The following is a 25,198-nucleotide window of genomic DNA, read 5'->3' on the forward strand; positions in this document are numbered from 1 at the left end:
ATTTAAAAGGCAAGCTCATCAGCTCGCCTTTTTTTATTGAACTTGTTCAATAATATTGTCTAAATTCATTTGATCTTGAGGAATGAAACCTTTAGAAACCAATACAACTCCAAATATGATTAATGCGATGCCCATTCCTTTTTTTATTCTTATAACAACTTGATGGGTAAGTTTAGATTTTAATTGCTTTGCTAACAAAATTTTACCTAAATCTGTAATAAAATAGGTTATTATAATAGCTGCAAAAAAAGTGAAAATACGTTGCTCATCCATTTCAAGAGAAGGCCCTATACTTACCACCATTAATAACCAAAATGCTAAAACGCCAACATTTATAAAATTTAGAAAGAACCCTTTAAAAAACAAGCCTAAATAGTTTTTTTGACCTGGTATTATTACAGGATTACTTCCTTCTATTGCAGTTTGCTTTTTTAGAAACATACCGGTACCATAAAGAATAAGAATTGCTCCACCAATAAAGAACAAATTTGGATCGTCCTTAATTTTAGACAAGAACTGATGGCTGCCATAATATGCAAAGAGAATAAATACTACATCTGCTAGTATGACTCCTAAATCAAATACTATAGCTGCTCTTGCTCCTTTTAAAATGCTCGTTTGGATGAGCATAAAAAAAACAGGACCAATCATAAAAGCTAGTCCAAATCCTATAGGAAATGCTTTAATTATATCCTCAATCATATCCCAAAGATATGATTAAACATCATCAAAATCAATGGTAACCTTTGGCGTTGTTGGATGTGCCTGACAAGTTAAAATCAATCCTTCAGCTACTTCACTATCTGTTAAGATCTCATTTCTATGCATAGACGCCTCACCCTCTGTTACACGGGCCAAACAACTACTGCAAATTCCTCCTTGGCAAGAATAAGGAGCATCTATATCTTCTTTTAATGCGGCCGTTAAAATCATCTCTTTTTGAGACATCATAAAGCTTTGCTCTTCTTCGTCTAATACCACTTTTATTTCTGAATTACCTTCTGGTATATGACTCGTATCTACCTCTTCTACTGGTGTTGAGAACAATTCGTACAATATATTTTCCTTTTCCAATCCATTAGCCTCAAACACGTCAGATGCCGCATGAATCATTGCTTCTGGCCCACATAGAAATACTTTAGAAATAGATAGGCTAGACAATTGACTGTTTAGCAAATGGTTCAAATTAGAACTATCTATTCTGCCATGTGTTGCATTTGAAACTTCTTCTCTACTAAAAAAGTAATGAATTTGAAATTTATTGTTGTTAGCTGCTAAAGCATCAATTTCATTTTTAAAAATGGTGTCTGCTTGAGTTTTGTTGCAATAGATTAAATGCATGCTGTTGCCATTCTCAATTGCAGTTTTAATCATTGATAAAACTGGCGTAATACCACTACCTGCTGCAACTGCTAAATATGTTTCGTTTGAGGCAGGGCTTAGGACAAATCGTCCTTCTGGCGCTCCAACTTCTAAAATGTCTCCTTCTGCTAACTCTTCATTTGCATAAACCGAAAACAATCCTCCTTCTACTGCCTTTATAGCTACTTTTAGTTCACCACTACTTGGACTTGAACAAATAGAATAAGCTCTTCTAACTTCTTCTCCATTAAGTGTAGCTTTAATTGTAACGTACTGTCCTGCAGCAAACACAAAAGCGTCTTTTAAATTTGCAGGTACTTCAAAAGTAACGGAAACAGCATTAGCCGTTTCTTTAATAATTTGTTTAATGCGTAATGAATGAAACTGCGCCATAGTTAAAATTTTGGATGCAAAAGTAAGAAACACTCGAATTTAAATTGTAACATTTAACTAACTTTGTGTACTAATAGCAACGAAAAAGAACTACTAAACTATGATCAAACGATTTGTTGCTCTAGAATGGAAAGAATTTTTTAGAGCCTCTTACTTTCAAAAAGGACTAGTAATTAAAATTTTATTAGTGCTTGCCACCCTTTATTTTAGTGCAATTGCCATATTTATGGGTATTGGGATGTACTTTATTTTTGAAAAACTTATAGAAGGTGTAGACCCAAATATTAGTGTAAATAATTACCTCATTTATTGGTTTCTGGTAAATATAATAATGCGATATTTCTTGCAGCAATTACCTGTTATGAACATCAAACCTTTTATGATTATACCCATTAAGAGAAATGTGGTTATTCATTATTTATTGGGTAAAACAGCCATTTCATTTTTTAATTTTTTATCACTCTTCATATTCTTACCATATGCTATAGTGTTATTGAATAAAGGCTATGAGCCCTTAAATGTAAGTATGTGGTTGCTATCTGTAATGTTTATTACTTACTCAATTAACTACATGAATTTCTTAATCAACAAAAGCAACAAATATTTTTATGCAATGGTGCCGTTGTTATTGGGAGCTGTAGGTTTAGAAGTGTATGATATTTTCAAAGTATCTGAAGTATTTGGCACTGTGTTTAACGGTATGTATAACAATGCCTACACAGTACTAATTACATTGGCAATAATGTTATTGTTTTATGTATTGGCTTTTAGAAATATTAGAGGAGGTTTTTATTTAGACGCATCAGTAAAAGAAAAAGCAGAAAAAATTAGAGCTACAAATTTATCGTTCTTAGATAGATTTGGGTCTATGTCAGTCTTTTTAAAGAATGATGTAAAATTAATCATGAGAAATGCGCGACCTAAACAAGTCATGTTAATGTCTTTTCTATTCTTGTTTTATGGACTTATTTTTTATACGCAAGACATTTATTTAGAGCAACCTTGGGTGTTAGCATTTGCTTCAATGTTTGTAACAGGCGGATTTTTAATGACCTTTGGTCAAATGGTGCCGTCTTGGGATAGTGAGTATTATAAAATGCTTATGAGTCAGAATATTCCTTATAGACAATACTTAAATTCTAAATGGTATTTAATGTTGGTGGCTACTGTTATTTCATTTATTCTAAGCACACCTTATATATATTTTGGATGGGATATTTTTGGAATGATTGCAGCTGGAGCACTCTTTAATATTGGTTTAAACACATTTATAACCTTGTTTGGTGGCGCCTTAAATAGAGTGCCTGTTGAGCTAAACGTTAAAGCGAAAGCATTTAGTAACACTCAAGGGTTTAACCCAACACAACTGTTAATTGCTTTGCCTAAAATAGTATTGCCAATGTTGTTGTTTTATTTACCTTATATATTTATAAGTTTTGAAGCAGGATTATGGGTGTTAGCAGGAAGTGGAGTTGTTGGCATTTTATTTAAGAATGTGTTCTTAAATTTTATTGAATCGATTTATCAAAAAGGAAAATATAAAACCATCGCAGCATTTGGCGAAAAGAAATAAAAATTGAATATGATTACTGTAAATAATTTATCAAAAAAATATAAAGACGTAACCGTTTTAAATATTAATAGCTTAGATATTCCTAAAGGCCAGAGCTTCGGATTGGTTGGAAATAATGGAGCAGGAAAAACGACGTTGTTTAGTTTGCTTTTAGATTTAATACAACCAAGTAGCGGGTATATTAAGAACAACGAAGTGATGGTGCACGAAAGCGAGGACTGGAAACCATTTACTGCTGCTTTTATTGACGAAAGTTTTTTAATTGGCTACTTAACAGCGGAGGAATACTTTTATTTTATCGGTGAATTAAGAGGACAGGATAAGGCAACGGTAGATAATTTTCTAGTTCAGTTTGCTGAGATTTTCAATGATGAAATTTTAGGAAAGAAAAAATATCTAAGAGATCTTTCAAAAGGAAACCAAAAGAAAGTAGGTATTGTTGCTGCTTTAATTGGGAATCCAGAAGTAATTATTTTAGATGAGCCATTTGCCAATCTAGATCCTACAACTCAAATTAGATTAAAGAAGATGTTAAAATCTTTAGTTAGAGATAAAGATAAAACGGTACTTATATCTAGCCACGACTTAGGGCATGTTACAGAGGTGTGTGAGCGTATTGTAGTATTGGAAAAAGGAGAGCTCGTTAAAGACATTCGAACATCAGACGAAACTCTTAGAGAATTAGAGGCGCATTTTGCCATGGAGGCTTAGTTTTATAAAGGGTCTAGGTGTCGATATTATTTGTATTTTTACCCACTTACAACAATAAGTGTTATACAATTTAGTTACAACAGTACAAATTAATACCGATTGAAATCTGGCTACTCCATATTTGCAACTTTACTAGTAGTTTTAGTAGTAATTAGCTGTTCTAGAACCAAAGATGCAGCTTTAAATAGAGGCTTTCATGCTATGAATACTAAGTACAATATTTTGTACAATGGGCATTTAGCTTATGATGAGGGCTTAAAAACTCTTAGTGATAATTACGAAGACGATTATTGGCAAATTCTACCAATAGAACCACTAAAGGTAGAAGAATTTGCAATGCCTGGGATGCAAGGAGGTGGTGCAAATTCAAACGCTTCTTTTGAAAAAGCCGAAGAAAAAGCGGTAAAAGCAGTTCAAAAGCACGGGATGAATATTGCAGGTAAAGAACGCAATGCTCAGATTGATGATGCCTATATGCTTTTAGGTAAATCGAGGTATTATTCTCAACGATTTGTGCCGGCGCTTGAAGCCTTTAATTATATCATTAAGCATTACCCAAGTGCCAATTTAAATGCAGAAGCAAGAATTTGGAGAGCTAAAACGCTTATGCGTATTAATAGTGAGGAATTAGGTTGGCAAATCCTAGATTTAATGTTAGGAAAAGAGGAGTTGTATGAGCCGCAAATTATTGAACAAGCTCATACTGCTATTGCTATGATATATACGCAAATGGACAGCACATATCTGGTAAAACATCATCTTAAAAAGGCAATTCGTACCGACTTTAATAAAGAACAAACAGCAAGAAATCATTTTATTTTAGGTCAGCTATATAGTCAAGAAGGACATCGTGATTCGGCAAATGCGGTTTTTCAGCATATTATTGATATGAAACGTATACCTTATAAGTATCAAATTCATGCTGAAATTGAAAAAGCAAAGAATATAACAGATGACACAGATATATTAGCTTTAAATGCTCATTTAAGAGATTTGATAAATGATAGGGATAATAGACCTTATTTAGATGAATTGTATTATCAAGCTGGTTTGGTCTATGAATATCAAAAGCAACCTCATATTGCTGAAGAGAACTACAGAAAGTCTGTTAAAGCTAAAAATGCCAAACAGTTTCAAAGAGGACTTTCTTATGAGAAGTTAGGAGATATTAGTTTTGACAAAGCCGATTTTGTAACTGCAGGAGCTTATTACGACAGTGTATTGTCAATACCTCAAGAAAGAAATACAAAACGTATTAGAGGTTTAGAGCGTAAACGTAAGAATCTTGACCAAGTTATAGAAAACGAAAAAGTTGCATATGAGACTGATAGTATCTTAGGGTTAGTTGCTATGAGCGAAGATGAGCAGCGTGCTTATTTTCAATCCTATGTAGATATGCTTAAAGCTCAAAAAGAATTAGAAGAACAGCGAAATGAAGCTATAGCAAACTCTGGTTTTGCTGGCTTTGAAGAAGAAGAAAATTTGACCTCTAGCAATGGTAAATGGTATTTTTATAATACGCAGCTTTCAGGCTTTGGTCAACAAAAGTTTTTTCAAATTTGGGGAAATCGTTCGTTAGAAGACAATTGGAGATATACTGATAAAAGTTTCTTAAACGCAAATAATGAAACGGAAGAAGCAATTGCTGTGGTACAGTTAGATGAATCAGAAAAGTACGATGTTGAGACGTATTTAAATATGATTCCGACAGACCCACAGGAATTAGATAGCTTATCTACAACTAGAAATGAAGCCTATTACAATTTAGGATTAATTTATAAAGAACAGTTTAAAGAATCAGACTTGGCCATTGATCGTTTTGAGAGTTTATTAACGTTTAAGCCAAAGGAGCGCTATGTGCTGCCAGCCAAATATCATTTGTATAAGTTGTATGAAGAAACAGGTAGCTCAAAACAAGAGATAATGGCAACGGATATTACATCTAAATATAGCGACTCTAAATATGCTAAAATGATTTCTAATCCTAATCAGGCTGTAGAAATGGGGCAAGCTGAGTTAACGCCAGAAGATGTATACGAAGAGTTGTATTGCGATTATGAGGCAGCGGCATATCAATTGGTGTTAGAAAGATCTGATAAAGCCATTGAACAGTATCAAGAAGAAAAAATATTGCCAAAGTTTGAATTACTTCGTGCATTTGCTATAGGAAAAGTACAAGGCCCAACAGCCTTTAAAGAAGCCTTAGAATTTATTGCTTTAAATTACTCGAATACCGAAGAGGGTAAAAAAGCAACTGAAGTTATTTCAACCATTAACGCAAACAATTAAAACCCCATAATATGTTTACAGAGAAAAAAGCAAATGAATCTAAGACTATTTCAGAACGAAATATAGTATCTAAGAACACGATTATCAAAGGTGATATAGAATCTGAAGGAGATTTTAGAATAGACGGTACAGTAGAAGGAACAATTAAAACTTCTGGTAGAATAATAGTTGGAGCTTCCGGTAAAATCATTGGAACAATTACTTGTGCCAATGCTGATTTCGAGGGTAGTTTCGAAGGAAAAATTATGGTGACTAATTTACTTACCTTAAAATCCTCTGCAAAAATTGAAGGTGAAGTTCATATACAAAAACTATCTGTAGAACCAGGAGCCACTTTTGATGCAACATGTAGCATGAAATCAGGTGTTAAAGACTTGACCTTAAATGAAAATAAAAAAACCGGACAAACAGCCTAATAAATTTATACAGTTAACCGGTACTGGCTTGCAAATGGGCCTAACCATTTATTTAGCAGTATACGTTGGTAAAAAATTAGATGAAGCTTACCCGTCTGAAAAACGTTGGTTTACAATGATATTTACCTTAGTAGGTGTTATTGTAGCACTTGTTAGTCTTATTATTCAAGTGAATCGGATTAATAAATAGTATGGCTTTTTCTATTACAAAGCGCTTGATTTGGTTTTTAATCTTATTAACTGTAGTCTTTGCAATTCATTTAGGGGGACTTTATTTTCTAAAATTATCCTTTTGGAATAACCAGATTGTATTATCGTATACATTAAACTATTTAATTGCAGCTATTATAATGGTTGGCTTATTCGTTGTGAGAAGAAAGCACAAAGACAATTTAGGTTATTTATATATGGTTGGTAGCCTTCTAAAATTTGCATTATTTTTTTTGGTTTTTTACCCTCTATATAAATCAGATGGCAATATGAGTAAGGAAGAGTTTTTTACTTTTTTTATCCCATATTTTACTTGTCTGATTTTAGAGACTTTAACTTTAATTAAACTTCTCAATTTTTTAGATAATTACGCTTCAAAAAAACCTGAAAACAAACAGTTGAAATAGTTTTTTGTTTTTAAGATAAAAACATACCTTTGCACCGATTTTTAAGACACTCAATTATTTGTGTAAAATGCAAAGAAATTATTTAGTTACTTTACTTACCGCAATTGCCTTATTGTTTTCAGTATCAAATGTTGCGGCAAAAGAAAAATCAACAACTGCTGAAAGTGGTGATGCTGATTTAAAAACGGAGATTAAGGAGTATATTGACCATCACCTTCAAGATTCATACGATTTTAGTTTGTATTCTTATACAACTGATGAGGGAGAACACAAGTACATTGGTTTTCCATTACCTGTAATTTTGATCGATGGAGGCTTAAAAGTATTCTCTTCATCTAAATTTCACCATGGCGAAACGCTTGCTGAAGTGGATGGTAATTACTACAAACTTTACCACGGTAAAATATATAAAACAGATGCAGAAGGCACCATTTTGTATGATGAAGCACATCATCCGACCAATGAGAAGCCATTAGATTTTTCATTTACAAAAAATGTTTTCTTCATTTTATTTGTCGCTCTTTTAATGTTCTTTATGTTTAAAAAAATGGCAAAGAACTATCAAAAGAATGCATTGCCATCAGGTATAGGAAGAATTCTAGAGCCTATCGTCTTATATGTTAGAGATGATATTGCAATTCCAAATATTGGAGAGAAGTATTATAAAAAATATATGAGTTATTTATTAACGATTTTCTTTTTCGTTTGGATAATTAACTTATTAGGTCTTACTCCTCTTGGAGTAAATGTTACCAATAACATTGCTGTAACATTTGCATTGGCCTTATTAACATATTTGATTACAACTTTTACAGCGAATAAGAATTATTGGAAACATATATTCTGGATGCCAGATGTGCCAGTGTTCATGAAAATAGTTTTAGCACCAATTGAGTTATTGGGAACTATCATTAAGCCGTTTTCATTAATGATTCGTTTATACGCCAATATTACTGCGGGGCACGTAGTATTAATGAGTATTATAGGTATGATGTTTATTTTCAAAAGTTGGATTGGTAGTCCGTTATCTTTCGGGTTAGCTTTCGCACTTTCGTTATTAGAGCTTCTAGTAGCTGCTTTACAAGCGTATATTTTTACAATGTTATCAGCTTTGTATTTCGGTTCAGCAGTAGAAGAACATCACGACCACTAAAATTTGAATGTTTAATTTATAAATATACTATTATGACAGGTTTAAATTTCGTAGGAGCAGGTTTGATCGTAATCGGTGCTGGTTTAGGTATCGGTAAGATTGGTGGTTCAGCAATGGACGCTATCGCTCGTCAACCAGAAGCTTCTGGAAAAATCCAAACAGCTATGCTTATTGCAGCAGCACTTATTGAAGGTATTGGATTCGCAGCGTTATTCGCAGCTTAATAACATTTTATCAGCAACTAGAACGGTTGGTTTTAGTTGCTGGTTTTAAACATTAAAAAAAGAACATCGTTTTTAGATATAAATCATGGAGAAATTAATTGAACAGTTTTCGTTAGGGTTGTTTTTTTGGCAATTATTACTTTTTGTAGGATTGGTATTGTTGTTAAAAAAATATGCTTGGAAGCCAATTTTAAACGCAGTTAGCGAGCGTGAAGAAGGAATTAAAAACGCTTTAGAATCAGCAGAAAATGCGCGTGAAGAAATGCAGCAATTACAAGCTGATAACGATCGTATTTTAAAAGAAGCACGTGCAGAGCGCGATGCCATGATGAAAGACGCTCGTCAAATGAAAGATACTATTATTGCTGAGGCTAAAGAAGAAGCTTCTGCTGAGGCTTCTAAAATCATTACTCAAGCACAGGCAACAATTCAAGCAGAAAAGCAAGCTGCAATTGCGGACTTAAAAGGTCAAGTAGCTGAGATTTCAATTGAAATTGCTGAGAAGGTGGTAAAGAAAGAATTAGCGAACGATAAAGACCAAGCGGCTTTAGTAGAGCAATTATTAAAAGACGTTACATTAAGTTAATAAAGTAGCATGAGTAATAGAGCAGCAATAAGATATGCAAAAGCAGTGCTAAGTTTAGCTCAAGAGCAAAACAATGCAGAAGAAACTTACGCAAGTATGCAAGTAGTGGCTTCTACCATTGCTGATAATGCTGAGTTAGGTGCTATGTTAAATAGTGCTGTAATCAAAGCTCAAGTTAAAAAGAGTGCTTTGTTAGCAATTTTTGAAAAGAATGTAAATAGCTTAACTACACAATTAATAGACTTATTAATTACAAATAAACGTGTTGAGGCATTAGAAGCTGTTGCATTAAATTATATTAAAATGTTTGATGATGCTAGTGGTAAGCAAGTAGCTTATGTAACTACTGCAACAGAATTGTCTGCAGCATTAAACAAACAAGTATTGGCCAAAGTAAAAGAATTAACAGGTAAAGAAGCTTTATTAGAAGCATCTGTTGATCCAGCAATTATTGGTGGATTTATTTTACGTGTTGGCGATGTGCAGTACGATGCAAGTATTGCAAATAAGTTAAGTGAAATTAAGCGTTCACTTAACGCATAAAAATTATTAAAGAAGAATTTAGTTTTTAAAAACAAATAAAATGGCAGCAATAAAACCAGCTGAAGTTTCAGCAATTTTAAAGCAACAATTATCAGGATTTGATGGTGCAGCTTCATTAAATGAAGTTGGTACTGTGTTAGAAATTGGTGATGGTATTGCCCGTGTTTACGGTCTTTCAAATGTTCAATACGGAGAGTTAGTTGAATTTGAAGGAGGTTTAGAGGGTATTGTACTTAACCTTGAAGAAGATAATGTAGGGGTTGTATTATTAGGCCCATCTACTGGTGTAAAAGAAGGTGCGACTGTTAAACGTACAGAGCGTATTGCATCTTTAAATGTTGGTGAAGGAATTGTTGGACGTGTTGTTGATACGTTAGGTAATCCAATAGATGGTAAAGGTCCTATTCAAGGCGAAACTTTTGAAATGCCTCTAGAGCGTAAAGCTCCTGGTGTAGTTTTCCGTGAGCCTGTAACTGAGCCAATGCAAACAGGTGTTAAAGCAATTGATGCTATGATTCCTGTAGGTAGAGGTCAGCGTGAGTTAATCATTGGAGACCGTCAAACAGGTAAGTCCACAGTAGCAATTGATACAATTATTAACCAGAAAGAATTTTTTGATGCTGGAGAGCCTGTATACTGTATCTATGTAGCTGTTGGTCAAAAAGCATCAACGGTAGCCGGTATTGTTGCATTATTAGAAGAAAAAGGAGCTTTGGCTTACACTACTATTGTAGCTGCTAACGCATCAGACCCTGCTCCAATGCAGGTATATGCTCCAATGGCAGGTGCTGCGATTGGTGAGTATTTTAGAGATACTGGTCGTCCAGCATTAATTGTGTATGATGATTTATCTAAACAAGCAGTTGCTTACCGTGAGGTATCATTATTATTAAGAAGACCTCCAGGACGTGAGGCATACCCAGGTGACGTATTCTACTTACACTCTCGTTTATTAGAGCGTGCTGCAAAAGTAATTAACGACGATACGATTGCTGCAGATATGAATGATGTTCCTGATTCATTAAAAGGAAAAGTAAAAGGTGGTGGTTCTTTAACAGCATTACCAATTATTGAAACACAAGCGGGAGACGTTTCTGCTTATATTCCAACCAACGTAATTTCTATTACAGATGGTCAGATTTTCTTAGAGTCAGATTTATTTAACTCAGGTGTTCGTCCTGCAATTAACGTAGGTATTTCGGTATCTCGTGTAGGTGGTTCGGCTCAGATTAAATCCATGAAGAAGGTGTCTGGAACGTTAAAATTAGATCAAGCACAGTTCCGTGAATTAGAAGCATTTGCTAAGTTTGGTTCTGATCTTGATGCTGCTACTATGAATGTAATTTCAAAGGGTCAGCGTAACGTAGAGATCTTAAAGCAAGCGCAAGCTAGCCCAATGACTGTAGAAGATCAAACAGCTATTATTTATGCAGGTTCAAACAACTTATTAAAAGATGTTCCTGTAAATAAAGTAAAAGAGTTTGAGGCAAACTACATCGCGTATTTAAATACAAAACACAGAGATACATTAGATACAATTAAAGCTGGTAAATTAACAGATGAGGTTGTTGATGTATTGAGAAGTGCAGCGAAAGAAATTTCAGCACAATACGCTTAATTTTAAAATGAGAATCCATTAGGATTCTCATAATTAAAGTTCATATAAAAGATATGGCAAATTTAAAAGAAATACGTAACAGAATTACTTCTATCGGCTCAACGATGCAGATTACTAGTGCCATGAAAATGGTATCAGCTGCAAAGTTGAAAAAAGCGCAAGATGCAATTACGCAAATGCGCCCATATGCCGATAAATTAACAGAATTGTTACAAAGTCTTAGTGCAACTTTAGATGCTGACGCTGGAGGAGTATTTTCTGAAGAGCGCCAAGTATCGAAAGCCTTATTAATTGTTATAACATCTAATAGAGGTTTATGTGGTGGTTTTAACTCATCTGTAGTTAAAGAAACTCGTAATCACATTGCTAATACTTTTGGCAATGCGCAAGTAGATGTTCTTGCATTAGGTAAAAAAGGAGGCGAGTTATTATCTAAAGAGTTAAAAGTTATTGAAACTAATACAGCTATTTTTGATGACTTAACTTTTGATAATGTTGCTGAAATTGCACAACGCGTTATGGACCTTTATGTAGAAGGCGCTTATGACAAAGTAGAGATTGTTTACAATCAATTTAAAAACGCAGCTACACAAATCACACAAGTAGAACAGTTTTTACCTATCGCTGCCATTGATGGTGAAACTGATGCAAATGCTGATTATATTTTCGAACCAGAAAAAACAGCGATTGTTTTAGAATTGATTCCTAAATCTTTAAAAACTCAGTTGTACAAGGCTGTAAGAGATTCTTTTGCATCTGAGCATGGTGCGCGTATGACTGCAATGCATAAGGCAACTGATAATGCTAGTGAATTACGTGATGAGTTATTATTAACGTACAACAAAGCGCGTCAAGCTGCAATTACTGGCGAAATCTTAGAGATTGTTGGTGGTGCAGAAGCCTTAAATAATTAATAAATGCTATTAGTTAATTAGATACAATTTCTAAAAATAGTATGAAATATATAAAACCCGCTTTTAAAGCGGGTTTTCTTTTGGCACAATAATTGAAATTGGGCAGTTATAACCAAAATAGATATACTATGAAAGCATTAAAATTACTTTTAGTTACCATTGTTGCGAGTGTTGTGGTTTCTTGCTCAAACGATGATTATATTTACGATAATCCTGGAACTCCTATATCTCTGGAAACTCTTTTATCTAATTATGAATTGTGGTATGTAGATATTCATAGTACAACAGGTTCGGGGTCTGTTCCTTTCATGGAGTTGGCTTTTACAATGTCTTATAGAAGTGGCAGGCTATATGCAAACAACAATTTAGTTGGTATTGGTTCGAATGGCAGCGGTTTTGGAATACAAGTGGGTAATTATACTACCTACGATGTTTACAGTAGCACATTAACAATCAATCACGATATAGATGGTGTTGTTGATTTTGAAGTACGCCAACTTAATGATAATGAAATTTCATTATACGATCGATATGAAAATGTAACCTATTATTTACAAGGTTATCAAAGAAGTACTTTTGATTACGATCAGGTATTTTATGACAATATAGAGTATTTCTTACAAGAGTATTATGGGTGGGGAAAAACCTATAGAAGCGATGGACCAATGCATGATTTTGATTATGAAAATTATTTAGCATTTACGCCAGAAAATACCACAACATTTTATTCTTCTGAAGACCCGTTAGGTATCGACATATATGATGTTGTATGGGATTATGTAGGCGGCTATGAGGTGTATGATATTGAAGGGTATGACAATTTGAAGTATTTAACATTTGATTATGATTTAGGATACAATGAAGAGTTCGAATTGGTCGTTATAAATGACGGAACAATAGAGTTGTTTCATATAAACTCTGGAGTTACTTATCAATTTGAAGGGAGAGATTTGATCATTATTCTGAAGGAAGGAAAGCAACAAGATGTTAAAAATTCTAAAAATGTGAGACCACCTGTAAGTAACGCTCTACACAAGCGTACTAAAGTGAAAAGAAAAACAGTAAAGAGAGAAAGTTATTTAAAATAAAGTTTGGTTAGTTGATTTTTGGTTGGCTACTTATAGCCAATTAAATGAGCCGCCCGCTCGGGCGGCTTTTCTATTTTATATGTTTTTGAACCAATAATATTTTATACTTTTAAAAATCAACTAAACAATATGATAAATAAGCGTCTTCTGATTAAAAAGCTACTTACTCACACAGATGAGAATAGTTTTTACGATAAGAAATTACGCTTAGATTTAAGCTCTAAGGTGGGTAAAGCAAAATTTGTGAAACATATATGCGCTTTGTCTAACTCAAATCCTGAAAACAACTCGTATATTATTGTAGGTATAGAGGATAGAACCAATAAAATTGTAGGGGTTGATTTTTACGATGATAGTCGCATTCAGAACCTAGTAAATGCTTATTTGGTTAACCCTCCAAAGGTTAATTATGAGAATATTGGCTTTCCAAAATTACAGAAACATAAGGTAATTGGTTTGGTAACAATATTCCCATCAGCTAAGGTTACTACATTTAAAAAGAACGCTTGGAAATACCCAAGGCACTCTGTTTTTATTAGAAGGGGCAGTAATTCAATGCCAGTAAACCAACGATTTGAATTAGCACATACCAATAAAGAAATTGTTGAGTCTTTAGAAAAAAGTGCAAGTAACAATATTGAATTAACACTTGATGGTGTTTTTGATTTTTTTAGAAATCATGATGTAGAGTTTGACCCTCAGTATAAAGTTTTTAAGGAGCAATTTGTGCTTTGTTGGGCAGGGTCGAAAAAGAATGTTGGTGATAAGACGTTTTACTCAAGAGTAGATATAGAACTAATTAATGAACAAGTACGTATTTTCTATTCCGCTCTAGATGAAGTTAAGATTACATATAACGAATCTTCTTTTATTATAACAGAGTATGTAAAACTAGGTATCAATGAACAATTCGAGTATTTCCCGTTAGAAAAAACAGTTATTCATTTTAAAGACAACGGTAAACACGGTATTGTTTCGGAATTATTGTTTGAACCACCCGCATATGATAAAAAAGTCTTACATCATATATATAACAGTAATAATGCTTTGTTAGAAAAAATAAAAAAAGAACAACCATTAAATAAAACGGAAATTAAAGATGTAAAGAACTTTCCAACCACGTATCTTATTTGTTCTTTAAATGGTTTTGTAGAAGCAAAAGATAAATTAAAAGAAGCCAAACTCTTTCTAAGGGCATTAGAAGATAAAACAGCATACATACAGTATAAAGACGCTATTCGCATCTTAAGAAAGATAAAATACCAATAAAAAACGCTCCATTTGGAGCGTTTTTAAAAATTTATAAATCAAATTTGATTCCTTGAGCTAAGGGTAAATTCGTAGTATAGTTTATAGTATTGGTTTGACGTCTCATGTAAATTTTCCATGCATCAGAACCAGATTCTCTACCGCCACCAGTGTCTTTTTCACCACCAAAGGCGCCACCAATTTCTGCACCAGATGTTCCTATGTTAACATTTGCAATTCCGCAATCTGAACCAGTAGCCGATAAGAAACGTTCTGCTTCTCTTAAGTTATTGGTCATTATCGCAGAAGACAAACCTTGCTTAACACCATTTTGAATTTCGATAGCATTCTCTACTTCACCTGAATATTTAATGAGATACAAAATAGGTGCAAACGTTTCGTGTTGTACAATTTCAAATTCGTTTGAAGCTTCAGCAATTGCAGGTTTTACATAACACCCACTTTCGTATCCTTCACCCTTTAATACACCTCCTTCAACTAACACAGAACCTCCTTCAACTTCTACTTGTTTAAGCGCACTTAAATACATGTTAACGGCATCTTTATCAATTAATGGACCTACATGATTATTTTCATCTAAAGGATTACCAATACGCAATTGCTTATATGCATCAGCTACAGCATTTTTTACTTGATCATATATGCTTTCATGAATAATCAAACGTCTTGTAGAAGTGCATCTTTGACCTGCTGTACCACAAGCTCCGAAAACAGCTCCAATTACGGTCATTTTAATATCAGCATCTGGCGTAACAATTATAGCGTTATTACCACCTAATTCTAAAAGAGATTTACCTAACCTACCAGCAACAGCTTTGGCAACAATTTTACCCATTCTTGTAGAGCCTGTAGCAGATACTAGTGGCACTCTAGTGTCATTACTTAAATACTCCCCAACCGTGTAATCTCCATTTACCAAACACGAAATACCTTCAGGCATATTATTCTCTTTTAAAACTTCTGCAATTATATTTTGACAGGCCACACTGCAAAGCGGTGTTTTCTCAGATGGTTTCCAAACACAAACATCCCCACAAATCCATGCTAAAGCAGTATTCCAGCTCCATACAGCAACAGGAAAGTTAAAAGCAGAGATAATACCTACAACTCCTAAAGGATGGTATTGCTCATACATTCTATGCCCTGGTCTTTCTGAGTGCATTGTAAGCCCATGCAATTGCCTCGATAATCCAACCGCAAAATCGCAGATATCAATCATTTCTTGAACTTCACCTAAGCCTTCTTGAAGAGATTTCCCCATTTCGTATGAAACCAATTCTCCCAAAGGCTGTTTTAATTTACGTAATTTATCTCCAAACTGTCGCACCAATTCGCCACGTTGCGGCGCTGGCATAGATTTAAATGTTTTAAAAGCATTTGTGGCAGATTGCATTACTTTTTCATAATCTTCTTTGGTAGCTGAACTGACTTTACCTATTGATTGTCCGTCGACTGGAGAATTTGAATCAATTACGTCTCCATTACCAAAATTTTCAACACCTGTAGAAACGCCATGATTTAAGTCTTTAAGACCTAAAAGAGCGAGTGTATTTTGAATGTTTTTCATGTGATTTTTTTATATTTTCTTTTGCCATAAAGGTACTAATTATAAAAACAAAAACCGCTTGAAAAGCTTCAAGCGGTTTTAAGGAATTGGCACAGGTGCCAATCAACTAACCAACTAAAATTTGTAATTAATTCCAGTGTAGACTCCAATAACATAAGGTTCAAAATTTTGAGTAGCTGAAAAGGTATTGGTTTGTAGTTTCAGCATTGGAGCTACGTTTATAAAAAGTTTTCTATTGATTAAATAATCGAAGTCTAATCCAAAGTTTCCGCTAAAATTTAGATTATTCAGATTGTTTGCTTCGCCAATATCAGTTGTAAAATCATTTGTACTAACAAATACATCATTATTATTTAATATTAATGAGCTAAACCCTGCAACTACATGAACACCAAACTTGCCATTGGTTATACGATATTTGACCTCTAAAGGGATTTCTACATAACCGAATTCTTGATTTAAATCTCCCGTAGCACCTAATGATTTCGAGGTTTCTGCAAATGAAGAAGCAATTTCTGGTCGTGAATTTACATTCAATAAGGCAGCTTCATTGTTGTAAGAAACATTGCTCAAAATAGATGAGGTGACCCCAGAAGTTTGTACAACAACATCTTGTACACTATATCCTACATTTAATATTGAAACCCCGGATTGTATACTCCATTTATTATTTAAAGCAAAATTAACTTTAACTCCATAGCTAACGGTAGAGCTTCCGTTTTTGGCATTGCTTTCAAATTGATTGTCAATAGGTGATCCTGCATTATTGAATGAATCGAAAAATATTGGTGCAATAACAGGTGCAACAGACCATCCTCTTTGAGAGGGATTAACTTCGGTAATTAGGTCTAATTCTTTTTCTTCTTCGGTTGTTGATGCAACTAAAACAATAGTTTCTTTTGTTGTATCTGATTTAATAGAATTATCCTCTAGTTCATTTAAGGAGTTAGTTGTTCTAGGTTGTGTTTTAGATTCAATTGAATTTTCTATTTTTACCTTATTGGCTGATTTTGCAATGGTAGTTTCATATTTTTTGTCATCAGTCGAGAATTTGTCATTAGATTTTGAGCCGTTATTGTTTGATTTGTTTATTTGAGCAATAATAGTAGATGTTGTTTCATCATCGGTATTTGAATTATTTAATGATGTTGAAACAATGACAGTAGAATCTAACTCTTTTTTATAAATGGTGATAGATTCCGGATTAGTTTCAGGACTCGTTTCATTCGATTTAATTGTTTTACTATCTGTTAATACTGGTCCCTGCGGAATTTCGGTTTGATTAGATTTAAGATAATTTATACTCAATAACCCTAGAAGCCCAATAATAACTGCTGCACCCGTTAACTGTAACCAAATAGGGATGAATCTTCGCTTTTTCTTATGTAAACGAGCTTCAATATTTTGCCAAGCGTCTGCAGGTGGCTGAACTTCATGTCCTTTTAATTTTTCCTTAAAAAGCCCATCAATATTTTTAATTGGTTTCTTCATGATTGTGCTTTAGAATTGGTTAGGTGTTTTTTTTCTTCAATCTTTGTTTTCAATATATCTCTTGCCCTGGATAAATTAGACTTAGAGGTTCCAATACTAATAGTTAATATTTCAGCAATTTCTTTATGAGTATATCCGTCTAATACGTAGAGATTAAATACCAAACGATATCTTTCTGGTAAATCTTGAATGAGACACAACAATTCGTCAATACTCCATTCATTTTCTTCAAAATTAATAGCAATTTCAGGAGCTTGCTGCACTTCATGCACCAAACTAAGCATTGGCTTATTTCGATATTTTTGAAGTGCGGTATTAATTATAATACGCTTAAGCCAACCTTCAAAAGATCCTTTATTTTTATACAAATGTATTTTTTGAAAGGCGGTTACAAAACCGTCTTGAAGGTTGTCTTGAGCTTCTTGATAATTTTTTGAGTATTTAAGGCATAGCGCAAATAATTTACTAGCAAATAACTGGTAAATTTCTGCTTGTGCATCTCTGTTGTTTTCTGCACATTTTTTAATGAGTTTTTCTAAACCCATGCCTTAGTCTTCTGTAAAAGTTTAAATCACAGGCACTTCAATTTCTAAATAAATTGGTTCTCCTTGATCATCTTCACCTTGCCAAAATTTAAATAAATAATTTTCAGATTGAAGAGCTTCTACACGCACTGTAAAAGTGCCTTCTGTAGTTATCTCTGCACAACCATCAACACTGTCATCTACAATAGCAATTGGAGCAATAATTCTTGAAGTGCCTTCGTATATATAATCATATGAATATATATCATAACAAGCATTAGGCAATTCATAAGTTACTATTAACTCATAAAGTCTTCCGAATTCAAATTCATCAGGCACCTCGGCTTCTAATACTGGCACATACTCAAAGTGATATGCAACATCATCATCATCATCACAACTTACAAAAAACACAACTGCCAACAAGGCCAATAAAAATTGTTTCATTTTAATTAAATTTAAGGGTTTTACCGTTTTCTTTAAGATGTTTGCGAAGTTAAAAGGTTGCGTAAAATTATAGTATTTTTGTGGGGTAGCATGTTAGAAGAACGAATATTTAACATATCAAACTCCAACGATTTTAGCAGAATAGCACTTGAAGTGTTTGAATATCAATCTGTTAACTGTTCGGTTTATGCAGAATTTTTGCGGTATTTAGAGTGTAATATTTCTAAAATAAATTCTGTAGAAAAAATACCATTCTTACCTATTCAATTTTTTAAATCGCATAAGGTATTGAGTAGTTCAAGTGAGATTGAGCAGGTTTTTTTAAGTAGTGGAACTGGTGGTGTGCAAAGTCAACATTTTGTTTCAAATCTAGAATTGTATAGAAAGAGTTTTACAAAGGGATTTGAATTCTTTTACGGTCCTATTGAAGACTATTTAGTTTTGGCGCTCCTACCTGGCTATCTTGAAAGAGAAGGGTCTTCTTTAATTTATATGGCACGAGACTTTATTAACAAAAGTTATTATGACCAAAGCGGATTTTTTTTGAATAACACCCATGAATTGTTCGAAATTTTAGAAAAGCATCAAGACAAGAAAGTAGTGTTACTCGGTGTTTCTTATGCACTGCTAGATTTTGCTGAGAAATATGTAGTTAATATTCCCAACTTAATAGTAATGGAAACTGGAGGTATGAAAGGTAGAAGAAAGGAAATGATTCGGCTAGAATTGCACGATCATTTGAAAAGAGGATTTGGTACTTCGAAAATTCATTCAGAATACGGCATGACTGAATTATTGAGTCAAGCATATTCCGCAGGTGAAGGTTTTTTTAAATGCCCACCATGGATGCAAATTAGAATCAGAGACACAGAAGATGCGTTGAGTTTATTGCCTAGTCAAAAATCTGGAGGCGTAAATATTATTGATTTAGCGAATTTAAATTCATGCTCATTTATTGCAACACAAGATCTAGGAAAATCTTATGACGATGGATCTTTTGAAATTTTAGGCCGTTTTGATAATTCAGATATAAGGGGGTGCAACTTGCTTATCAGCTAAGTTTCTTTGAAATTTATACCCATATCACCCTCAACAAGTCTAGTTTTTACTATTTTTGAACCCATAATACCCTAAAATAGAACTATATTTTCTCGTATCGCGTAAAATTTGAGTCTATATTTACCACTAACAAAAACTAATGAACGGGTCTAATATAAAGGCGTTTTTTTCAACATTTTTTATTTGTTTAGTTGCAATTGTAAATGCTCAAATCAGTGGTAAAATAACAGATGATCAAAACCATCCACTAGAGTTTGTTGCAGTTGCAGCTATTCACCCAACGGATTCTACACTCATAAGCTATTCTAGTACTAATAAAGAAGGGTTTTTCAAATTAACTCAAATTCCAGAACAGCAAGTAATTTTTCAGGTACACCTTATAGGTTTTACCACATACCAACAACTCATAGATTATCATGATAAGTCGGTTGATATTGGTGTTATTGCTTTAACTCCTGATAATATGTTGGACGAGGTAGTTGTACAATCTGTTGCTCCTATTTCTATTAAAAAAGACACCGTAGCCTACAATGCAAGTTCTTTTAATGTGCGCGTAGATGATAATGTTGAAGACCTTATTAAAAAATTACCAGGTCTAGAGGTAGATGCCAATGGAAAAGTTGAGGCTCAAGGAGAACAGGTAACTAAAATTTATGTAGATGGGAAAGAATTTTTTAGTAGAGACCCTGCCGTTGTTATAAAGAATTTATCTGCAGACGCTATTAAGAGTATAGAGGTAATTGATGAAGGTAGTGAGCAAGCTCGAATAACCGGAGTAAATAATGCACAACGCACAAAAGTGTTAAATCTGACTCTTAAAGAAGATAGAAAAGAAAATGATTTTGGAACTTTTCAAGGAGGTTACGGAACCAATAATCGCTTTTTAAATAGTGGAAATTTCAATCGATTCGGACCGAAGTTTCAAGCAACAGTAATTGGTAAATACAATAATGTAAATAGTGCGGGGTCGGATATCTCAGAATTATTGACTTTTAATACTGATGGTAGTTCAAATGGTAATTCTTGGCGAGGTAACAATGCATATGACAACAATAGCGTAGGATATTTAACTACGGGTGTTTTAGGAACGAATTTGGGGTATGACTTTGAGAAAAATCATTATTTGAATGTAGATTACTTTTTTAATCATACTGATAAAACTTCTGGTGATATTTTAACTACTAGAATTGAATATGTAGATAATGGCCAAATTACAACCGAATCTAAAAGTGAAAACAGACAGATAGTTAACAACCACAAAGCCAACTTTATTTATAGAGATCGTTCTAAAAAAGGTCGAAGTTTATCTATTACAGGTTCCATTAATTCAAATAGCAGAAATAGAGATAACGATTTTGGTTCTGAACGATTTAATGTAAACGATGAATTGTTCTTTAGAAATAGAGGGTTTTCTGTTAACGAAAGCGATACAAGAAGCGGAAATGTCAATTTGAGTGTCGTTAAAAGACTAAAAGATTCATCAAGAAGAAGTATAAATTTTAGAGTTAATACAAATTTTTCTAGAAATGAAGATTTAAACTACCAAGAGCAATTATCGAGTTTTAGATTGAATCGCCCAAATAGTTTTGATCGATTTCAAGAAACAACGAAAGAGCAATGGAATGATTATGTTAGATTGGGATATTTTTTTAGATATACCGAGAGTTTAGGTGGCCCTAATATTTTATACTTAGAAACTGAAGGAAGTTTTTCAACTAGAGATATTAAGGTAGATCAAACAAAATATATTGATAGTGAATTGCAAAACCCATTACAATATAATTTAGATTATAACCTAAATAATGGCAGCGGAAATATCTTCTATAAATACGACACCAACACTTTTGTGTTAACTGCTGGAGGTAAGTTAGTATTGCAGGATTTACGATTTGGATTGACTGGAAACCCTCAAGAGCAATACCAAACGAAATACAGCTACTTTAATCCTGAAATTAGAATGCGCTATAGGCCTGAAAGAGGGAAACAAATCTTTTTTACAGCCAGAAGAGATGTTACATTACCCAATTCTAGTCAAGTAAACCCAGCGATTAATGACTTTAACTCATTGCATATTCGAGTAGGTAATCCAGACTTAACACCGATTGAAAAATACCGCTTGATAACCGTTTTCAATCGCTATAACTTTTCTTCTGGTTTTGGTTTTACTGGCCGCCTAACATATGATTATGCAACCAACAATATTATTAGAAATGAGTTGCTGACGGATTTGGGAGTAAAGTTTTATAGCTATGAGAATTATGGCGATAGTAATAAACTAGCGGCTAGACTTTCTTTTGGTAGCCGTATTAAATCTTTAAACCTGCGTTATCAATTTATTACGAGTGGAGGGTTGAACAATTATGCATCTCGAATTAACGATGAGATAAACGAGACAGATACCAAAAACTTTGTTGCTGGATTTTCACTACAAAACAATAAAAAGAAAAGAATTGATGCTACCGTAGGGATGAACTTTAGTAGAAACTTTACAACCTTTTCAAACCAAGATGTTGAACGCATTTTTACCACACAGTCTTATTACGCAAAGGCAGATTGGAATATAACCGATAGATTTAATGTAAACAGCCAGTTCAAGTATGAAATTTATGAAGATAGCAGTTTTGGCGAAGGTTCTCAAGGTGTGCCAGTTTTGAATGCGTCTGTTTCTTATTTCTTATTAAACTCTAAAACACTTAATATTAAATTAAGCGCTTTAGATATTCTAGATAAAAATATTGGTTTGATTAGAACCAGTAACGGCAATTCTTTTCAAGAGGTAAATCGTGAAGTTTTAGGCCAATATTTTATGTTTAGTTTGACCTACACTATGAATGGTCAAAACGCTCCAAAGAAAAAAAGAAGAGGTTAAATAGCTAATATTCAGCTACATAAATTATTCTACCCTGTTTTTTTTATTATTTGTACTCAATGGTTGATTTTGTTTAATTTTAACAAACAGAAATTGCTATATGAAATCAAATCCTTTTTTAAATGTATTTGTTGTTGTTGTTTTTTTAATATTAAGTACAAATATTAATTCACAAACAGAGATTGATTCGCTTGATTTACAATCTATTGTTTACAAGGCAATTGTAAATAGTAATACTCTTAAGAATGTAAATCTAGAAATTGAAAAATCGAAAGAAACCAAAAAAAGTATTCTAAACACCTATATACCTACTTTAGAAATCGGAGGAAAGTATGCCTATACGAAAGGAGAATTAAATTTAGAGACAAATCCAATTCCAATTAATGTTCCAGGATTTACTGCTCCACCAATAATTCCTGGTTTTCCTCCAATTCAAGTACCAAGTACAGGTATTGAAATTCCATCTATAGATCAGAGTATAGATTTTGATGGTAACTTTTGGATGGGAGGATTGACCGCTAAGTGGACTTTATTTACTGGTTTAAAAGCACCCTACCTATCGAAGGCTATGGACCATAAAATTAAAGCGCAGGAACTGCAGTACAGTTTAGAGGAAGCAGAATTAATTACAGAAGTTTCACAATTATATGATAAAATAGCCTTACTGGAACAGACTAAATTAGTTTTGTACATTCAGCAAGAGAGACTCACAAAAGAAACGTTGGTTGCTAAAAAAGCTTTTGAACAGGGACTTATTACCAAACACGAACTTCAAAAAACGGAGATTTTTCAATTAGAAATAGATTCGAAACAATTAGAATTCGATGGTTCCAAAGAATTACTATTGCTAAAACTTCAGCAGTTAACCGGAATCCCGATGGAAGAATTAGCAACCATAAAAGTCGATCTTGCACCCAGGTTGAACAATTCAGTTGATAAAACATTTCTCGATAGAGCAGAGTTATCAGCCTTAGATGAATCCATTCAAGCAACAGAATACAAATACAAATCTGAAGCGAGTGGATACCTGCCTAAAGTTCAGGCTTTTTATTCGTATCAATATTTAGGTATTACAAATGGAGAGCTGGGTGTTTTAGGTTTTGAAGAAATAAGTGCCTACCCATTAAACGCATTAGGAGTTGGAATGAAATGGGAAATATTTGATGGATTTCATTCGAGAGGCGAACGGTTAAAGGTAAAAATAGAATTAGAACAATTAAGAAATAAAAAATCAGAAGCGCAAGAGCTTTTAGAATTGAATTACAAGAATTGTGTGTCGCGCTATAGAACTTTAACTGCTCAAGTTGCATTAAAACAAAAACAAAAAGAATCTGCAGAAAAGTCATTATTGATAAGTCATAAAGAATATCAAAATGGGTTGATTAAACTATCTGAATATCTTGAAGCTCAAGCAGATTTAACAACTACAATTTTAAACTACTATTCAACAGTTTGCGATCAGAGAGATAGTGCTTTAAATTTATTAAAAGCTACGGGTAGTTTAGACATTCAAAAATTATAAAGACATGAAAAGATTAACATATACAATACTCGTTTTAATAGGTGCAATAGCTATTGGATGTTCTAAGTCAGAAATCTCTAATGGTTTAAAAGGCAAGGTTAAAAGAGAAGTATTAACCTTGTCAAGTAAGTATCCGGGTAAGGTTTTAGAACAATATGTAGAAGAAGGAGATGTGGTGACAATGGGAGATACGTTAATGGAACTTGATTTTCCTGAGGTTGAAGCAAAACTAGCGCAAGCACAAGGAGCTGTGAGCGCAGCTAAAGCGCAATATGAAATGGCACTAAAAGGAGCTACTTCTGATGAATTAGCACAAGTATCAGCAAAACTAGATGCCGTAACTGAGCAATATAAATTTGCTGAAAAATCATTTAACAGAATAGATGCAATGCATAAAGATAGTTTGGTGTCTGACCAACAGTATGATGAGGTTTTTGTAAAATATCAAGGAGCAAAATCGCAGTACGAAGGTGTATTAGCCAAATACAACCAAGTTAAAACAGGTGTTCGTAATGAGAAGATTAGAATGGCCTTAGGTACTTATGAGCAAGCAAAGGGTGCTCTTCAAGAGGCCAATGTTGCCTATGATGCGAGGTTTATTGTTGCTCCTCAGAAAATGACTATAGAAACAATGACATTAAAAGAAGGGGAGTTAGCTCTACCTGGTTATGGTTTGTTTACGGGGTACGATATGAATAGCACTTATTTTAGATTTACGGTATCAGAAAAAGACATTAGTTCTTATAAGAAAGGAAACACCTACTCTATTTCCTCGCCATTTACAAATGCATCATATGAGGGCACATTGGTGGCAATAAAACAGCTATCACATTATGCAGATGTTACAACAGCTTTTCCTGAGTACGAGCTGGGTGAGGCTATTTACGAATTGAAATTGATTCCAAATGATGTTCAAAAGTCGAACGAATTGTATGCAAACCTATCTGTAATTTTAGAGTAACG

24 protein-coding genes are annotated in these 25,198 nt (G+C 33.5%); 18 read left to right on the forward strand and 6 right to left on the reverse strand.

Features of this window, described 5'->3' with window-relative positions:
- Window positions 1-33 precede the first annotated feature (33 nt).
- Both ACYQ5R_RS05025 and ACYQ5R_RS05030 read right to left on the reverse strand, forming a co-directional pair.
- Entirely contained in the window at window positions 34-702 is a 669-nt protein-coding gene (locus ACYQ5R_RS05025; RefSeq protein ID WP_460189827.1) for a LysE family translocator, read from the reverse strand.
- 15 nt (window positions 703-717) lie between these two features.
- Window positions 718-1,755, reverse strand: coding sequence for a 2Fe-2S iron-sulfur cluster-binding protein (locus ACYQ5R_RS05030; RefSeq protein ID WP_460189828.1), 1,038 nt, complete (start codon window positions 1,753-1,755; stop codon window positions 718-720).
- 100 nt (window positions 1,756-1,855) lie between these two features.
- Here ACYQ5R_RS05030 and ACYQ5R_RS05035 point away from each other — a divergent pair, with 100 nt between their 5' ends.
- The 14 genes from ACYQ5R_RS05035 (at window position 1,856) to ACYQ5R_RS05100 (ending at window position 14,756) form a co-directional block, all read left to right on the forward strand.
- Window positions 1,856-3,328: a DUF5687 family protein gene (locus tag ACYQ5R_RS05035; protein WP_460189829.1), complete on the forward strand. Its 1,473-nt coding sequence runs from the start codon at window positions 1,856-1,858 to the stop codon at window positions 3,326-3,328.
- 9 nt (window positions 3,329-3,337) lie between these two features.
- Window positions 3,338-4,039 (forward strand): ABC transporter ATP-binding protein, encoded by a 702-nt coding sequence (locus tag ACYQ5R_RS05040; RefSeq protein WP_460189830.1) that lies wholly within the window; start codon window positions 3,338-3,340, stop codon window positions 4,037-4,039.
- A gap of 99 nt (window positions 4,040-4,138) precedes the next feature.
- Window positions 4,139-6,328: a type IX secretion system periplasmic lipoprotein PorW/SprE gene (gene porW / locus ACYQ5R_RS05045; protein WP_460189831.1), complete on the forward strand. Its 2,190-nt coding sequence runs from the start codon at window positions 4,139-4,141 to the stop codon at window positions 6,326-6,328.
- An 11-nt stretch (window positions 6,329-6,339) separates the two neighbouring features.
- Window positions 6,340-6,744 carry a bactofilin family protein gene (locus ACYQ5R_RS05050; protein WP_460189832.1) on the forward strand — a complete coding sequence of 135 codons (405 nt, stop codon included), beginning with the start codon at window positions 6,340-6,342 and terminating at the stop codon, window positions 6,742-6,744.
- On the forward strand, window positions 6,713-6,934 hold the full coding sequence (locus ACYQ5R_RS05055; protein WP_460189833.1) for an AtpZ/AtpI family protein: 222 nt from the start codon (window positions 6,713-6,715) through the stop codon (window positions 6,932-6,934). The genes ACYQ5R_RS05050 and ACYQ5R_RS05055 overlap by 32 nt, the downstream gene beginning before the upstream one ends.
- Before the next feature lies 1 nt (window position 6,935).
- Window positions 6,936-7,361: a DUF6168 family protein gene (locus tag ACYQ5R_RS05060; RefSeq protein ID WP_460189834.1), complete on the forward strand. Its 426-nt coding sequence runs from the start codon at window positions 6,936-6,938 to the stop codon at window positions 7,359-7,361.
- Between the two features lie 67 nt (window positions 7,362-7,428).
- On the forward strand, window positions 7,429-8,514 hold the full coding sequence (atpB, locus tag ACYQ5R_RS05065) for a F0F1 ATP synthase subunit A (protein ID WP_460189835.1): 1,086 nt from the start codon (window positions 7,429-7,431) through the stop codon (window positions 8,512-8,514).
- 32 nt (window positions 8,515-8,546) lie between these two features.
- On the forward strand, window positions 8,547-8,738 hold the full coding sequence (gene atpE, locus ACYQ5R_RS05070) for an ATP synthase F0 subunit C (RefSeq protein WP_460189836.1): 192 nt from the start codon (window positions 8,547-8,549) through the stop codon (window positions 8,736-8,738).
- 85 nt (window positions 8,739-8,823) lie between these two features.
- Window positions 8,824-9,324, forward strand: coding sequence for a F0F1 ATP synthase subunit B (locus tag ACYQ5R_RS05075; protein WP_460189837.1), 501 nt, complete (start codon window positions 8,824-8,826; stop codon window positions 9,322-9,324).
- Window positions 9,325-9,333: 9 nt separating this feature from the next.
- Window positions 9,334-9,867: an ATP synthase F1 subunit delta gene (gene atpH, locus ACYQ5R_RS05080; RefSeq protein WP_460189838.1), complete on the forward strand. Its 534-nt coding sequence runs from the start codon at window positions 9,334-9,336 to the stop codon at window positions 9,865-9,867.
- Window positions 9,868-9,907: 40 nt separating this feature from the next.
- Window positions 9,908-11,485 (forward strand): F0F1 ATP synthase subunit alpha, encoded by a 1,578-nt coding sequence (gene atpA / locus ACYQ5R_RS05085; RefSeq protein WP_460189839.1) that lies wholly within the window; start codon window positions 9,908-9,910, stop codon window positions 11,483-11,485.
- 53 nt (window positions 11,486-11,538) lie between these two features.
- Window positions 11,539-12,399 carry an ATP synthase F1 subunit gamma gene (gene atpG, locus ACYQ5R_RS05090; RefSeq protein WP_460189840.1) on the forward strand — a complete coding sequence of 287 codons (861 nt, stop codon included), beginning with the start codon at window positions 11,539-11,541 and terminating at the stop codon, window positions 12,397-12,399.
- Between the two features lie 128 nt (window positions 12,400-12,527).
- Window positions 12,528-13,487 (forward strand): hypothetical protein, encoded by a 960-nt coding sequence (locus tag ACYQ5R_RS05095; RefSeq protein WP_460189841.1) that lies wholly within the window; start codon window positions 12,528-12,530, stop codon window positions 13,485-13,487.
- A 129-nt stretch (window positions 13,488-13,616) separates the two neighbouring features.
- The gene (locus ACYQ5R_RS05100) at window positions 13,617-14,756 is read left to right on the forward strand and encodes a DUF5929 domain-containing protein (protein ID WP_460189842.1); all 1,140 of its coding nucleotides are present in this window, start codon (window positions 13,617-13,619) and stop codon (window positions 14,754-14,756) included.
- Between the two features lie 31 nt (window positions 14,757-14,787).
- Here ACYQ5R_RS05100 and amaB read toward each other — a convergent pair whose 3' ends face one another.
- The 4 genes from amaB to ACYQ5R_RS05120 form a co-directional block, all read right to left on the reverse strand.
- Window positions 14,788-16,323: an L-piperidine-6-carboxylate dehydrogenase gene (gene amaB / locus ACYQ5R_RS05105; protein ID WP_460189843.1), complete on the reverse strand. Its 1,536-nt coding sequence runs from the start codon at window positions 16,321-16,323 to the stop codon at window positions 14,788-14,790.
- A gap of 114 nt (window positions 16,324-16,437) precedes the next feature.
- Window positions 16,438-17,814 carry an outer membrane beta-barrel protein gene (locus tag ACYQ5R_RS05110; protein WP_460189844.1) on the reverse strand — a complete coding sequence of 459 codons (1,377 nt, stop codon included), beginning with the start codon at window positions 17,812-17,814 and terminating at the stop codon, window positions 16,438-16,440.
- The gene (locus tag ACYQ5R_RS05115; protein WP_460189845.1) at window positions 17,811-18,359 is read right to left on the reverse strand and encodes an RNA polymerase sigma factor; all 549 of its coding nucleotides are present in this window, start codon (window positions 18,357-18,359) and stop codon (window positions 17,811-17,813) included. Before ACYQ5R_RS05115 ends, ACYQ5R_RS05110 begins: the two co-directional genes overlap by 4 nt.
- Window positions 18,360-18,380: 21 nt before the next feature.
- Window positions 18,381-18,785, reverse strand: a complete 405-nt coding sequence (locus ACYQ5R_RS05120; RefSeq protein ID WP_460189846.1) for a hypothetical protein — start codon at window positions 18,783-18,785, stop codon at window positions 18,381-18,383.
- 90 nt (window positions 18,786-18,875) lie between these two features.
- On the opposite strand from ACYQ5R_RS05120, the gene ACYQ5R_RS05125 reads away from it, so the two are divergent.
- From ACYQ5R_RS05125 to ACYQ5R_RS05140, 4 genes are all read left to right on the forward strand, one after another.
- Entirely contained in the window at window positions 18,876-19,844 is a 969-nt protein-coding gene (locus ACYQ5R_RS05125) for a LuxE/PaaK family acyltransferase (protein ID WP_460190494.1), read from the forward strand.
- A 139-nt stretch (window positions 19,845-19,983) separates the two neighbouring features.
- Window positions 19,984-22,713, forward strand: coding sequence for an outer membrane beta-barrel protein (locus tag ACYQ5R_RS05130; protein WP_460189847.1), 2,730 nt, complete (start codon window positions 19,984-19,986; stop codon window positions 22,711-22,713).
- A 100-nt stretch (window positions 22,714-22,813) separates the two neighbouring features.
- Window positions 22,814-24,235, forward strand: coding sequence for a TolC family protein (locus tag ACYQ5R_RS05135; protein WP_460189848.1), 1,422 nt, complete (start codon window positions 22,814-22,816; stop codon window positions 24,233-24,235).
- A 4-nt stretch (window positions 24,236-24,239) separates the two neighbouring features.
- Complete coding sequence (locus ACYQ5R_RS05140) at window positions 24,240-25,196, forward strand: HlyD family secretion protein (protein ID WP_460189849.1); 957 nt, start codon at window positions 24,240-24,242, stop codon at window positions 25,194-25,196.
- Window positions 25,197-25,198 lie beyond the last annotated feature (2 nt).

The sequence above is a fragment of the Urechidicola sp. KH5 genome (genome assembly GCF_054661455.1).

Bases quoted from the DNA above. Each gene is read 5' to 3' on its own strand.
- ACYQ5R_RS05135 (WP_460189848.1), top strand. From the start codon at position 22,814: ATGAAATCAAATCCTTTTTTAAATGTATTTGTTGTTGTTGTTTTTTTA.
- ACYQ5R_RS05130 (WP_460189847.1), top strand. From the start codon at position 19,984: ATGAACGGGTCTAATATAAAGGCGTTTTTTTCAACATTTTTTATTTGT.
- ACYQ5R_RS05110 (WP_460189844.1), bottom strand. From the start codon at position 17,814: ATGAAGAAACCAATTAAAAATATTGATGGGCTTTTTAAGGAAAAATTA.
- ACYQ5R_RS05095 (WP_460189841.1), top strand. From the start codon at position 12,528: ATGAAAGCATTAAAATTACTTTTAGTTACCATTGTTGCGAGTGTTGTG.
- atpG (WP_460189840.1), top strand. From the start codon at position 11,539: ATGGCAAATTTAAAAGAAATACGTAACAGAATTACTTCTATCGGCTCA.
- ACYQ5R_RS05030 (WP_460189828.1), bottom strand. From the start codon at position 1,755: ATGGCGCAGTTTCATTCATTACGCATTAAACAAATTATTAAAGAAACG.
- ACYQ5R_RS05060 (WP_460189834.1), top strand. From the start codon at position 6,936: ATGGCTTTTTCTATTACAAAGCGCTTGATTTGGTTTTTAATCTTATTA.
- ACYQ5R_RS05025 (WP_460189827.1), bottom strand. From the start codon at position 702: ATGATTGAGGATATAATTAAAGCATTTCCTATAGGATTTGGACTAGCT.
- ACYQ5R_RS05100 (WP_460189842.1), top strand. From the start codon at position 13,617: ATGATAAATAAGCGTCTTCTGATTAAAAAGCTACTTACTCACACAGAT.
- ACYQ5R_RS05075 (WP_460189837.1), top strand. From the start codon at position 8,824: ATGGAGAAATTAATTGAACAGTTTTCGTTAGGGTTGTTTTTTTGGCAA.
- amaB (WP_460189843.1), bottom strand. From the start codon at position 16,323: ATGAAAAACATTCAAAATACACTCGCTCTTTTAGGTCTTAAAGACTTA.
- ACYQ5R_RS05035 (WP_460189829.1), top strand. From the start codon at position 1,856: ATGATCAAACGATTTGTTGCTCTAGAATGGAAAGAATTTTTTAGAGCC.
- ACYQ5R_RS05115 (WP_460189845.1), bottom strand. From the start codon at position 18,359: ATGGGTTTAGAAAAACTCATTAAAAAATGTGCAGAAAACAACAGAGAT.
- ACYQ5R_RS05050 (WP_460189832.1), top strand. From the start codon at position 6,340: ATGTTTACAGAGAAAAAAGCAAATGAATCTAAGACTATTTCAGAACGA.
- ACYQ5R_RS05140 (WP_460189849.1), top strand. From the start codon at position 24,240: ATGAAAAGATTAACATATACAATACTCGTTTTAATAGGTGCAATAGCT.
- ACYQ5R_RS05120 (WP_460189846.1), bottom strand. From the start codon at position 18,785: ATGAAACAATTTTTATTGGCCTTGTTGGCAGTTGTGTTTTTTGTAAGT.
- ACYQ5R_RS05040 (WP_460189830.1), top strand. From the start codon at position 3,338: ATGATTACTGTAAATAATTTATCAAAAAAATATAAAGACGTAACCGTT.
- atpB (WP_460189835.1), top strand. From the start codon at position 7,429: ATGCAAAGAAATTATTTAGTTACTTTACTTACCGCAATTGCCTTATTG.
- atpH (WP_460189838.1), top strand. From the start codon at position 9,334: ATGAGTAATAGAGCAGCAATAAGATATGCAAAAGCAGTGCTAAGTTTA.
- ACYQ5R_RS05125 (WP_460190494.1), top strand. From the start codon at position 18,876: ATGTTAGAAGAACGAATATTTAACATATCAAACTCCAACGATTTTAGC.
- ACYQ5R_RS05055 (WP_460189833.1), top strand. From the start codon at position 6,713: ATGAAAATAAAAAAACCGGACAAACAGCCTAATAAATTTATACAGTTA.
- atpA (WP_460189839.1), top strand. From the start codon at position 9,908: ATGGCAGCAATAAAACCAGCTGAAGTTTCAGCAATTTTAAAGCAACAA.
- atpE (WP_460189836.1), top strand. From the start codon at position 8,547: ATGACAGGTTTAAATTTCGTAGGAGCAGGTTTGATCGTAATCGGTGCT.